13 protein-coding genes are annotated in these 11,671 nt (G+C 60.9%); all 13 read left to right on the forward strand.

The window, feature by feature from the left end:
- Window positions 1-18: 18 nt before the first annotated feature.
- Window positions 19-537 carry a Holliday junction resolvase RuvX gene (ruvX, locus tag L7A20_RS05685; protein WP_237222827.1) on the forward strand — a complete coding sequence of 173 codons (519 nt, stop codon included), beginning with the start codon at window positions 19-21 and terminating at the stop codon, window positions 535-537.
- Entirely contained in the window at window positions 530-1,747 is a 1,218-nt protein-coding gene (mltG, locus tag L7A20_RS05690) for an endolytic transglycosylase MltG (protein WP_237222715.1), read from the forward strand. The genes ruvX and mltG overlap by 8 nt, the downstream gene beginning before the upstream one ends.
- A complete protein-coding gene (locus L7A20_RS05695) occupies window positions 1,747-2,676 on the forward strand; it encodes a shikimate dehydrogenase (protein ID WP_237222716.1) in 930 nt (309 codons plus the stop codon). The genes mltG and L7A20_RS05695 overlap by 1 nt, the downstream gene beginning before the upstream one ends.
- 101 nt (window positions 2,677-2,777) lie before the next feature.
- The gene (aroC, locus tag L7A20_RS05700) at window positions 2,778-3,992 is read left to right on the forward strand and encodes a chorismate synthase (protein ID WP_237222717.1); all 1,215 of its coding nucleotides are present in this window, start codon (window positions 2,778-2,780) and stop codon (window positions 3,990-3,992) included.
- A 2-nt stretch (window positions 3,993-3,994) separates the two neighbouring features.
- Entirely contained in the window at window positions 3,995-4,615 is a 621-nt protein-coding gene (locus L7A20_RS05705) for a shikimate kinase (RefSeq protein ID WP_237222718.1), read from the forward strand.
- Window positions 4,612-5,706, forward strand: a complete 1,095-nt coding sequence (aroB, locus tag L7A20_RS05710; protein ID WP_237222719.1) for a 3-dehydroquinate synthase — start codon at window positions 4,612-4,614, stop codon at window positions 5,704-5,706. Before L7A20_RS05705 ends, aroB begins: the two co-directional genes overlap by 4 nt.
- A 107-nt stretch (window positions 5,707-5,813) precedes the next feature.
- Window positions 5,814-6,377, forward strand: coding sequence for an elongation factor P (gene efp / locus L7A20_RS05715; protein ID WP_237193834.1), 564 nt, complete (start codon window positions 5,814-5,816; stop codon window positions 6,375-6,377).
- Window positions 6,378-6,382: 5 nt separating this feature from the next.
- A complete protein-coding gene (nusB, locus tag L7A20_RS05720; RefSeq protein WP_237222720.1) occupies window positions 6,383-6,793 on the forward strand; it encodes a transcription antitermination factor NusB in 411 nt (136 codons plus the stop codon).
- 176 nt (window positions 6,794-6,969) lie between these two features.
- Complete coding sequence (pyrR, locus tag L7A20_RS05725; protein WP_237222721.1) at window positions 6,970-7,590, forward strand: bifunctional pyr operon transcriptional regulator/uracil phosphoribosyltransferase PyrR; 621 nt, start codon at window positions 6,970-6,972, stop codon at window positions 7,588-7,590.
- A gap of 2 nt (window positions 7,591-7,592) precedes the next feature.
- Complete coding sequence (locus tag L7A20_RS05730; protein ID WP_237222722.1) at window positions 7,593-8,576, forward strand: aspartate carbamoyltransferase catalytic subunit; 984 nt, start codon at window positions 7,593-7,595, stop codon at window positions 8,574-8,576.
- Window positions 8,577-8,597: 21 nt separating this feature from the next.
- On the forward strand, window positions 8,598-9,905 hold the full coding sequence (locus L7A20_RS05735) for a dihydroorotase (protein ID WP_237206597.1): 1,308 nt from the start codon (window positions 8,598-8,600) through the stop codon (window positions 9,903-9,905).
- A gap of 15 nt (window positions 9,906-9,920) precedes the next feature.
- Window positions 9,921-10,451 (forward strand): hypothetical protein, encoded by a 531-nt coding sequence (locus tag L7A20_RS05740; RefSeq protein WP_237206598.1) that lies wholly within the window; start codon window positions 9,921-9,923, stop codon window positions 10,449-10,451.
- Between the two features lie 52 nt (window positions 10,452-10,503).
- Entirely contained in the window at window positions 10,504-11,667 is a 1,164-nt protein-coding gene (gene carA / locus L7A20_RS05745; RefSeq protein ID WP_237222723.1) for a glutamine-hydrolyzing carbamoyl-phosphate synthase small subunit, read from the forward strand.
- Window positions 11,668-11,671: the final 4 nt, after the last annotated feature.

Genomic DNA, 11,671 nt, shown 5'->3' on the forward strand with positions numbered 1-11,671 from the left:
TTCACCAGAGGCCGCCGCATGGGAGTCGACGTGGGTAATGCCCGCGTCGGTCTGGCCCTGTGCGACCCCGACGGCATACTCGCAACCCCCCTCAAGACCCTCCGCCGCGACCTGAAAAAGAACTCAGACCGGCGGGTACTTCGCAAGCTCATTGAGGTTAACGAAGTCACCGAAGTCTTTGTGGGGCTACCCAAGACCATGCGCGGGGGAGAGAGCTCCTCGACCCTCATGGCCCGCGAGTATGCCGAGGCCCTGGTGCAGGAACTTGCTGCCGACGACGCCTCCGTGCCCGTGTGGCTGGTCGATGAGCGACTCACCACGGTGAGCGCCCACCGCTCGCTCCACGAGGCCGGAGTATCGAGCAGAGAATTCAAGACCATGGTCGACCAGGTAGCTGCCGTCAATATCCTGCAGCACGCCGTCGACACCCTCAAGGCTGGTCAGCATCTGGCCGGTTACCGTGTTGAGCTCACGATTCCTCACGATGAGCTTGATTCCAGCACCTCCAACGACGAAACGGAGAACCCGAATGTCTGAGAACTCGAGTTCTAGCCGCCCGCCGCGCCGCCGCACCAAGAACCAGCAGACCGACCTTGACGGCCTGCTGGGCTCAACCGAAGACGGGGCTAACGGTGGGTTCTTCACCGCCGTCGACGAAGATGAATACACCGCAGCAGACCGTGACCGCACCCGCCGTCGCTCCCGCAACTTTGTGATTTCCGCAGGCCTTGTGTTTGCGGTAGCCCTGGTGCTGGTCGTATCGATTCTGGCCCCCCAGTACGGCTGGTTCGAACGTAAGGATTACGCGGGCGAGGGCAACGGCACCGAAGTCACCTTCACTATTCCCGAGGGCGCATCGGCTATTAGCATCGCTAACTCTCTGGAAGAGCAGGGCATCATTGCAAACGCCGACCGTTTCTTGCAGGAGTACTCAGATAAAGGCCAGGACCAGTTCTTCCAGCCCGGTGAGTACACAATGCAAGAAGAAATGAGCAGCGCTGCTGCTCTGGGTGAGCTCCTGCGTTTTGACGAAGCCAACACCAACTACGTAGCGGTTGCCCGTACCTGGCGTATGGATAAGACCTTTGAAGCTCTTGCTACGGGCACCGGTATTAGCGCCCAAGAGTTCAAGGCATTATCAACCGACCCCACCCGCTTCGGTATTCCTTCACAGTTCCCCACGATTGAGGGCTTCCTCTTCCCGGGCGAATACCGCTTCCCCAAGGACGCCGGTGCTGAAGAAATCCTGCAAATGATGGTTGATAACACCTTCAACGCTCTAGAAGAGGCCGGTGTTTCTGGCGATGACCGAATCTTCCACGTGATTACCGTTGCCTCAATCCTGGAGTTCGAAGGTCGCGAGGCTGACTACTACCCAATTGCCGGTGCTATCGAGAACCGCCTGAATAACCCAGATGGCGAAACCAGCGGCTACCTACAGTCAGACGCAACCGTAGCCTACGGTCTGGGCATTCAGAGCTACCATATCTCTAATGAACAGAAGCAGGACGCCAGTAACAAGTACAACACTTTCTACTACAAGGGCCTGCCCGAAGGTCCTATCGGTTCACCCGGTCTAGCGGCTATTAAGGCAGCTGCCAACCCTGAGAAGAACGACTACTACTTCTGGGTCACCGTTGATCTCTTCACCGGTGAGACTCTCTTCGCTAAGACCTACGAAGAGCACCTGAAGAATGTTGAAGTATACGATGAATTCTGTAAAGCTCACGAGGGTGTCTGCTCCTAATGAGTAAGCAGATTACCGAGTGCCCCAAGGCTTTTGTCTTGGGGCACCCCATTAAGCACAGTAAATCACCCCTGCTGCATCTGGCCGCCTACCGGGCTATGGGGCTTGAGATGGGCTACGACCGGCTAGATACTCGCGAGGACCAGCTGGCCGACGTTTTTGCCCGCTACACTCCCGAGCGGGGCACCCGCGGCTTTTCTGTCACCATGCCGCTGAAATCAGCGGTCAAAGAGCAGCTGGACTATCTGACCCCGTTTGCCCAAGCGGTCGGTGTGGTCAATACCGTCTACTGGAAGCACGAAACTGATGGCCGGCTGGTCTCCTGGGGCGATAACACCGATGTGTCGGGTATCGTCAATGCCCTGCGCCAGGCCGGTTTCGTCGGCAAGCCTGCTCGTGCTGCGATTATTGGTGGCGGTGGTACCGCTACCGCAGCCCTCGCTGCCCTGCGTGCGATGGGGGCGGACGGCGTCCGCGTCTTTGTGCGCGATGCTGGCCGGGCTCAGGGGGTTGCGGACGCCGCCACCCGCCTGGGCCTGCACCTTGACTTCCTGCCCATCGATATCTTCGCTATGAGCTACGCGGAATTCGATGTGACCGTCTGTACCCTTCCTGCGGGAGCAGCCGACGGGCTACTGGCTACCGCAGAGCAGGGTGAATCTGCGGGCTATCTGCTTGATGTCTCCTATGACCCCTGGCCCTCGGTTCTAGCGGGGGAGTGGGAAGCCCGCGGCGGTACCGTGACCAGCGGCCTTGAGATGCTGATGTACCAGGCAGTAGACCAGGTCAAGCTCTTTACCGGCCACGACAGGAGCCGCCCCTTACCCCGGCAGGACGAAGTGCTCACCGCCATGCGTCAGGCGGTAGGGCTACCGGTTACAGACTTTGAACCCGAATCGGTGAACGAATCAGCCTGGCTCACACGCTGAGACTACTCGTACCGAATCGTGAAGTAGCGGTTTGCTATCGACCGCTATTTTTGGAAATCTTAGAACACAAGACCCACAGGCAAACGTAAAGAAGGTTAGAGATGCTACGTTGGCTCACAGCCGGTGAATCCCACGGTGAAGCCCTGGTAGGAATTATTGAAGGCGTACCGGCAGGTGTCGAACTCACCAGCGAGATGGTGCGCGATGCTCTAGCCCGCCGCCGCCTCGGCTACGGCCGTGGTGCCCGTATGAAGTTCGAAGAGGACCGCGTGCGCATCCTCGGCGGTGTCCGTCACGGTAAAACCCAGGGCGGGCCCGTAGCCATTGAAATCGCCAACACCGAATGGCCCAAGTGGGTTGACGTCATGTCATCAGACCCCGTTGACCCCGCACTGATTGAAGGGCGTGCCCGCAACGCAGCCCTCACCCGACCCCGCCCCGGCCACGCAGACTTCGCCGGTATGCAGAAGTACGGCTTCGACGAGTCCCGCCCCGTCCTTGAACGCGCCAGCGCCCGCGAAACCGCAACCCGCGTAGCCCTGGGCGTCGTTGCGGCCCAGATTCTTAAGGCTCTCGGCGTAGAACTGGTCAGCCACACCACCGCTATCGCTGAGGTAGCATCCCCCGCCGACGCCCCGCGTCCTACCCCTCGCGATGTTGCTGCCCTCGACGCCGACCCCCTGCGCTGCTTCGACGCCGCAACATCCGAAGCCATGGTCGCTACCGTCGATAAGGCCCACAAGGACGGCGAAACCCTGGGCGGCGTGGTAGAAGTTCTCGCTTACGGTCTTCCCCCGGGACTCGGCTCCTACGTGCACTGGGACCGCCGCCTCGACGCCCGCCTGGCCGCAGCCCTCATGGGTATTCAGGCCATCAAGGGCGTAGAAGTTGGCGACGGCTTTGAAACCGCAAAGCGCCCCGGCACCCGCGCCCACGACGAAATCGTACCCGGTGAGCACGGCGTCCAGCGCGTCTCAAACCGCGCAGGCGGTATCGAAGGTGGCATGACCATCGGTGACCTGCTACGCGTACGCGCCGCCATGAAGCCCATCGCCACCGTACCCAAGGCACTGGCCACCATCGACACCTCCACCGGTGAAGTTGCCCGCGCCCACCACCAGCGCTCAGACGTCTGTGCTGTGCCCGCAGCCGGCGTTGTAGCAGAAGCCATGGTCGCCCTGGTGCTGGCAGAAGCAGCCCTCGAAAAGTTCGGCGGCGACTCCATCACCGAAACCCGCCGCAACATGGACTCCTACCTGGCAGCCATCCCCGAATCCCTGGCCTGGGAATCCAACGTAGCAGGGTGGGACGCCTAATCATGACCCCCCGATCACGTAACCACGCGATCGACATGACCGAGGTGCTCGCACCCAACCAGGTGCGCGAGGTGCAAGAAACCTATATCGAAAAATCCCGCCCGGTCGTGATCATCGGCCCCATGGCGGCGGGAAAATCGTACATAGGCACGCACCTCGCGCGCTTCTACGGCTACGAGTTCCTCGACTCTGACCACCTCATCGTCGAAAAATACGGTGAGGTGTCACAAATCTTTGCCGACTACGGCGAAGCTGAGTTCCGCCGTATCGAGGCTGAAGTAATCCGTGAGGTGCTCACTTCACCTGCCCGGCGCAACACCATCTTCTCCCTGGGCGGGGGAGCACCCATGACGCCGGAGGTAGCCGATGTGCTCAAAGACGAGACCGTTATCTACATCAAGGTTGACGCCGAGACCGTAGCCCCGCGCATCCAAAACAGCAAAACCCGGCCCCTGCTCCAGCCCAACCCGGTGCAAAAATGGACCGAAATATTTGAGGCCCGGCGGGACCGCTACGAAGAGCTCGCCAGCTACACCCTGGACGCCTGCGGAGGCCGGGGAATAGCCGACATGGCAGCTGAAATTCAGAACTTCATCATCAAGAACCGAAAGGGTCAAGCGTGAGCGACCAGGCCACCACCGTCATACCCGTCACCGGCACCCAGCCTTCAGAAAACTACGACGTTTATGTAGGCCATAACCTGCTCGGTACAATCCCCGAAATCCTGGGCAACCGAACCCAGCGCATTCTCGTTGTCCACCCCCGCGCCCTGCGCTCCACCGGTGAGCTGGTGATGGAGCAGATGCGCACAGCGGGGTTTGAGGCCTACTCGGCAGAAATTCCGGACGCCGAAGAGGGCAAGCACATCCAGGTCGCCGCTTTCTGCTGGCAGGTGCTGGGCCAGAACGACTTCACCCGCACCGACGCAATTATTTCCGTAGGTGGCGGCGCCGTCACCGACCTTGCTGGCTTTGTGGCAGCGACCTGGCTGCGCGGCGTCCGCGTTATCCACATCCCCACCACCCTGTTGGGCATGGTGGACGCCGCGGTCGGCGGCAAGACCGGCATCAACACCGCAGAGGGCAAGAACCTGGTGGGGGCCTTCCACCCGCCCGCTGCCGTCCTCTGCGAACTGGGTGTGCTGCGCACCCTACCCGAACACGAGCTACTCACCGGTATGGCCGAAGTGATTAAGTGCGGCTTCATCGCAGACCCGGTGATTCTCGACCTGATTGAAGCGAACCCCGGCAAGATTCGGGACTCCCAGTCTGAGGTAGTGCGAGAGCTCATCGAGCGCTCTATCCGGGTTAAGGCTGAGGTGGTGTCTGAAGACCTGAAGGAGTCGGGCCGCCGCGAATTCCTGAACTACGGGCACACCCTGGGCCATGCCATCGAGCACGCAGAACGCTACCAGTGGCGCCACGGGGCTGCCGTAGCTGTGGGCATGGTCTTCGCTGCAGAACTGTCCCTCGCCGCTGGCTACCTTGATGAGGCAACCGTCGAGCGAACCCGTGCCATCTGCACCGCCCTCGACCTACCCACCACCTACCCGGCAGACCGCTGGCCCAAGCTGCTTGAAACCATGCGCCGCGACAAGAAGGCCCGCGGCAACATGCTGCGCTTCGTCGTGCTGGAAAGCCTGGGCAAGCCCCGTATTTACGAGGTCCCCGACGACTCCATCCTGTTTATGACCTACCAGGAAATTGCCAGCTAGGTGTGAAACTCGCTAACTAATAGCGCAAAGCGGCGGGGGAGCCGGTAGACTGGTCTACGGTTTACCCCGCAACGCTTATTGAAAATTTCAGTTTAGAGGAGAGTCTGTTGGCTACTACCGCAGATATCAAGAACGGTGTCGTTCTCAAGATTGACGGCAACCTCTGGTCCGTCATCGAATTCCAGCACGTCAAGCCCGGCAAGGGCGGCGCTTTCGTCCGCACCAAGCTGCGCAACGTCACCTCAGGTAAGGTAGTTGATAAGACCTTCAACGCCGGCGCAAAGGTTGATACCGCAACTGTTGACCGCTCAGACTACCAGTACCTCTACCAGGACGGCACCGACTACGTCTTTATGGATCTGAAGACCTACGACCAGATCAACGTTTCTGAGGTCACCGTTGGCGACGCCGCCAAGTACATGCTCGAAAACCAGACCGCAACCATCGCCATGCACGAAGGTTCACCCCTCTACATCGAGCTGCCTGCCTCCGTCGTCCTTGAAATCACCTACACCGAGCCTGGCCTGCAGGGCGACCGCTCCACCGGTGGCACCAAGCCTGCAACCGTTGAAACCGGTGCTGAGATTCAGGTGCCCCTCTTCCTCGAAACCGGAACCAAGGTCAAGGTCGATACCCGCACCGGTGACTACCTCGGCCGCGTCAACGACTAAGCACCGTGAATTCAAGAACCAAAGCTAGACTTCGCGCCCTCGAAGTCCTGTTTGAGGCAGACCAGTGCGGCGACGACGTCATTGACGTCTTGATTCGTCGCCGCACCTACACCTCAGCGCAGATTTCGCTCTACTCCGAGCAGATCGTTCGTGGCGTCCGCGACCACGATGAAGAGATTCGCGAGTACATTGAAACCTACGCCCAGGACTGGACTATGGACCGCATGCCCAGCGTGGACCGTGTGGCTCTGCGCCTTGGCGCTTGGGAGCTTCTCTTCAATGACGAGATTCCCGACGCCGTGGCGATTTCAGAGGCTACTGGCCTGGTTCGCCTGCTGTCGACCGACGATTCACCCAAGTTTGTGAATGGTCTGCTCGACCGCCTGCGCCAGGTGAAGCCCACCCTGCTGGCCTAGGCCCATAGGTACCATCTAAATCAGAAAAACCCACCTCGTTGGTGGGTTTTTCTGATTTAGATGGTACCTACTGAAAACTGTCTCAAATTCAGCCGCGGTGAGGGGCGGACGTGATACATTGAGGTGTGACAGCAACCTTTAAGTCCGTCCTGTGAGGCGGGGAAGGAGGCCGGCACATGACCGATACCACCGGTGTACCCACCGACGTATCTGCAGGAGCCCACCGGGTCATCCTGGAGTCAGCCGACATTGAGCGAGCTCTTACTCGCATCGCCCATGAAATTCTTGAAGCCAATAAGGGCAGTGAGAACCTGGTTCTACTAGGTATTCCGCGCCGCGGCTTCCCATTAGCCGAGCGTCTGGCAGCAAAGATTGCCCAGACCGACTCTGGCTTCAATCCCGCTTTTTCTCTGGGGCAACTCGACATCACCATGTACCGTGATGACCTGCTCTCAAAACCTGGGCGGACGCCTGAGCCCACCCGCCTGCCCGCAGCGGGGATTGAGGGGCGCACCGTCGTCCTCGTTGACGATGTACTTTTTTCAGGGCGCACTATCCGCGCCGCCCTCGATGCCCTCAAGGACTACGGCCGCCCCGACGCCGTCCGCCTCGCTGTGCTGGTTGACCGCGGCCACCGCCAGCTCCCCATCCGCGCAGATCACGTGGGAAAGAACCTTCCCACCAGCACCCATGAATCGGTTAAGGTGCTGCTCTCATCCATCGATGGTGAGGACGACAAGGTAATTATTGCCCAGCCCGCCCACTCCACCACCTCAGCCCAGGAAGGAGGGGAGTAGCCGTGCGTCACCTGCTCGATACCAAGGATCTCTCCCTTGACGACGCCCTCAACATTCTCGATACCGCCGACTACATGGGTGAGGTCGGCCAGCGCGAAGTCAAGAAACTCCCCGTGCTCCAGGGGCGCACTGTGGTCAACCTCTTCTTCGAAGACTCGACCCGCACCCGCCTGTCCTTCGAAGCTGCCGAAAAGCGTCTGTCTGCCGACATCATCAACTTCTCGGCCAAGGGCTCATCTGTCTCTAAGGGGGAGTCGCTCAAAGACACCGCCCAGACCCTGGCAGCAATCAACGCCGACGCCGTGGTGATTCGCCACAGCGCATCGGGTGCCCCCCAGCGTCTGGCTGAAGCCGGCTGGATTGACGTGCCGGTGCTCAACGCCGGTGACGGCACCCATGCCCACCCCACCCAGGCCCTGCTGGACGCCATGACCCTGCGCCAGTTCAAGGCCCAGGTTGAGGGGGTAACAACCCGCGGCCTTACCCTAGAGGGTCTGCGAGTAGCGATTGTGGGCGATATCCTGCACTCCCGTGTGGCCCGCTCCAACCTCTGGCTGCTTCACACCCTGGGAACAACCGTCAAGTTCGTTGCCCCGCCCACCCTGCTCCCGGTAGATATCGAAAGCTGGCCGGCAGAGATTTACTACAACCTCGACGATGCTATCGAGTCGGGAGTTGACGCGGTGATGATGCTGCGTATCCAGAAAGAACGCATGAACGCGGCCTTCTTCCCCTCATCCGAGGAATACTCCCGCCTGTGGGGGCTTACCCCCGAGCGCTTTGCCCGCCTCGACGCGTCCGCCCACGAAACCGCTATCCTGCACCCCGGCCCCATGAACCGCGGCCTCGAAATCTGCGCCGAAGCAGCAGATTCGCCGCGGTCCTGGGTGCTCCGTCAGGTCACCAACGGTGTGTCCGTCCGCATGGCCGTACTGTACCTGCTCATGACCGGTGGCTCTGCCAACGATTTCTACCCCGGCTCCTAAGCCCTGCACGAAAGAGAAACAATGACTGAATCTGTTTACCTCATCAAGGGCGCCTCACTGCTTGGTGAGAAGACCGCCGATATTCTGATCAAGGGCGGCACTATCGCCGAGATTGGCGAAAACCTTGAGGACGCCGCAGCTCGGGTTGTTGAGGCGCAGGGGCTTATCGCTCTACCCGGCCTGGTAGATTTGCACACCCACCTGCGCGAACCCGGCCAGGAAGACGCCGAAACCGTCGAAACCGGTACCCGTGCCGCAGCCCTGGGTGGCTACACCGCCGTTTTCGCTATGGCGAACTCCAACCCCGTTGCCGATACTGCCGGCGTGGTGGAGCAGGTCTACGAGCTGGGTAAGAACTCCGGCTGGGTCAAGGTGCAGCCCATTGGCGCTGTCACCGTTGGTCTGGCGGGGGAGCGCCTCTCAGATATCGGGGCCATGGCTGAATCCCGCGCCCAGGTTCGTGTTTTCTCAGACGACGGCATGTGCGTCTGGGACCCCGCCCTGATGCGCCGCGCCCTTGAATACGTCAAGACCTTCAACGGTGTCATCGCCCAGCACGCCCAGGAACCCCGCCTGACCGAGGGCGCCCAGATGAACGAGGGTAAGGTTTCTGCCGAGCTCGGTCTGGCTGGTTGGCCCGCTGTCGCTGAAGAATCCATCATCGCCCGTGACGTGCTGCTGGCAGAACATGTTGGCTCCCGTCTGCATATCTGCCACCTTTCAACCAAGGGTTCGGTTGAGATCGTGCGCTGGGCTAAGGAGCGCGGTATCAAGGTAACCGCTGAGGTCACCCCCCACCACCTGCTGCTGACCGACGAGCTGGTACGAACCTACGACCCCGTCTACAAGGTCAACCCGCCCCTGCGCACCGAAGAGGACGTACTGGCCCTGCGCCAGGCTGTTGCCGACGGCATCATCGACATCATTGGTACCGACCACGCACCCCACCCCGCAGAATCCAAGGATTGTGAGTGGGCCTGCGCTGCCAACGGTATGACCGGCCTTGAGCAGGCACTGTCCATCATCCAGAAGACCCTGGTTGATACCGGCTACATTACCTGGGCCGACGTTGCCCGCATTATGAGTACCAAGCCCGCCGAAATCGGTCTGGCAGCCGACCAGGGCCGTCCGCTCGAAGCGGGGGAGCCCGCCCACCTGGTCTTGGTTGACCCCGCAGCCACCCGCGTCATTGACCCTGCCGCTCAGGCAACCAAGGGTAAGAACAACCCCTACCGGGGCCTGGAAGTACCCGGCGCGGTCGTAGCCACCTTCTTCGGCGGCCACCCCACCGTGCTCGACGGTAAGCTCAACACCCCGACCGCAAACTAATCGCTAGGAGCGCCCGTGTCTGACAAGCTGATTCCCACCATGATTTTGGCCCTCATCGCAGCCCTCATCTTTTGGGCTATGTGGCAGGGCTGGAAGAACAGGAAACAGCGTCAGATCCACACGGGCACCCTACTCGATGTGCCCGAACGCTACGACGACGCCGAATCCCTGCTTGCGGTACCCGGCACCTACGTTGCCACTACCGTCATGGGGGACTGGCTCGACCGTATCGCCACCAACACCCTGGGCGTGAAATCAACCGGTGTCTTCTTCGTCTACGAGGACGCCGTCATCATCATGCGCAACGGCTCCCAAGATATCTGGATTCCCGCCAGCGACATTATCGGTGTGCGCACCGAAGCCGGTATGAACGGTAAGTTCGTCGAGAAGGACGGCCTGGCCGTCCTCTCCTGGTCACTCAACGGCAACCCCGTCGATACCGGCTTCCGCACCCGCTATGCGGCTGACAAAAAATCAATCCTCGATGCCGTTGCAGCTATCGCGCCCCAGGCAACCGTCGGCCACGACACTCTGGCCCGCCCCTAAGTTTCCACCTGCTGATTGCAGGTGACTACACCAACCAACAGGAAGTGTGTGAATGTCCCACCCAGCACCCACCCCACGTGCAGCAGTACTCGTCCTTGAAGACGGTACCTTCTACCGCGGCGAAAGCTACGGCGCTACCGGCAAGACCCTTGGCGAAGCGGTCTTCTCAACCGGCATGACCGGCTACCAGGAAACCCTGACCGACCCCTCCTACGCGGGGCAGATCGTGGTTCAGACCGCACCCCATATCGGCAACACCGGCGTTAACACCGAGGACGCCGAATCCCGCAAAATCTGGGTTGCGGGCTACGCCGTGCGCGACGCTGCCCGCCGCCCCTCTAACTGGCGCTCAGAGCGTTCCCTCGACGAGGAGCTGGTAGAGCAGGGAATCGTCGGCATCCAGGGCATCGACACCCGCGCCCTGACCCGTCACCTGCGTAGTGCTGGTTCCATGCGCGCCGGTATCTTCACCGGTGCAGACGCTGAGCTGCCCCTGGCAGACCTGGTTGCCCAGGTACAGGCAGCAGCCGAAATGAAGGGCCAGAAACTGGCTGATTCAGTTTCTATCGAAGAGGCCTACATCGTAGAACCCGCTGACCAGGGTTGGGAGGGCGACGTCAAGGCTACCCTGGTTGCCCTCGACCTGGGTATCAAGGCAATGACCCCGAAGCGCTTTGCCGAGCGAGGCGTCCGCGTGCACGTGCTGCCCGCAACCGCCACCCTCGAAGACATCACCGCCCTCAACCCCGACGGTGTCTTCTTCTCCAACGGCCCCGGCGACCCCGCAACCGCAGACGACCAGGTTCAGCTCCTGCAATCCGTCCTGCGCACCGGTACCCCCTTCTTCGGTATCTGCTTCGGCAACCAGCTGCTGGGCCGCGCCCTGGGCTTTGGCACCTACAAGCTGCCCTTCGGCCACCGCGGTATCAACCAGCCCGTCATGGACCGCACTACCGGCAAGGTAGAAATCACCGCCCAGAACCACGGCTTCGCCGTAGACGCCCCGCTGGACGGCGCCGTCACCGCCCCCAACGAAGAATTCGGCCGAGTCGAGGTCTCCCACGTGGGCCTCAACGACCAGGTGGTCGAAGGCCTCCGCTGCCTCGACATCCCCGCCTTCTCGGTGCAGTACCACCCCGAAGCAGCCGCTGGCCCCCACGACGCTGCCTACCTCTTTGACCGTTTCATCGATCTCATGCTCGAGAAGAAGAACTAAGGAC

This window comes from Rothia nasimurium, from assembly GCF_928381415.1.
In the GTDB taxonomy this organism is placed as follows: domain Bacteria; phylum Actinomycetota; class Actinomycetes; order Actinomycetales; family Micrococcaceae; genus Rothia; species Rothia nasimurium_H.

Coding starts and splice junctions, on each gene's coding strand:
- L7A20_RS05705 (WP_237222718.1), top strand. CDS start 3,995: ATGACCCCCCGATCACGTAACCACGCGATCGACATGACCGAGGTGCTC.
- aroC (WP_237222717.1), top strand. CDS start 2,778: ATGCTACGTTGGCTCACAGCCGGTGAATCCCACGGTGAAGCCCTGGTA.
- L7A20_RS05695 (WP_237222716.1), top strand. CDS start 1,747: ATGAGTAAGCAGATTACCGAGTGCCCCAAGGCTTTTGTCTTGGGGCAC.
- mltG (WP_237222715.1), top strand. CDS start 530: ATGTCTGAGAACTCGAGTTCTAGCCGCCCGCCGCGCCGCCGCACCAAG.
- carA (WP_237222723.1), top strand. CDS start 10,504: ATGTCCCACCCAGCACCCACCCCACGTGCAGCAGTACTCGTCCTTGAA.
- ruvX (WP_237222827.1), top strand. CDS start 19: ATGGGAGTCGACGTGGGTAATGCCCGCGTCGGTCTGGCCCTGTGCGAC.
- L7A20_RS05735 (WP_237206597.1), top strand. CDS start 8,598: ATGACTGAATCTGTTTACCTCATCAAGGGCGCCTCACTGCTTGGTGAG.
- pyrR (WP_237222721.1), top strand. CDS start 6,970: ATGACCGATACCACCGGTGTACCCACCGACGTATCTGCAGGAGCCCAC.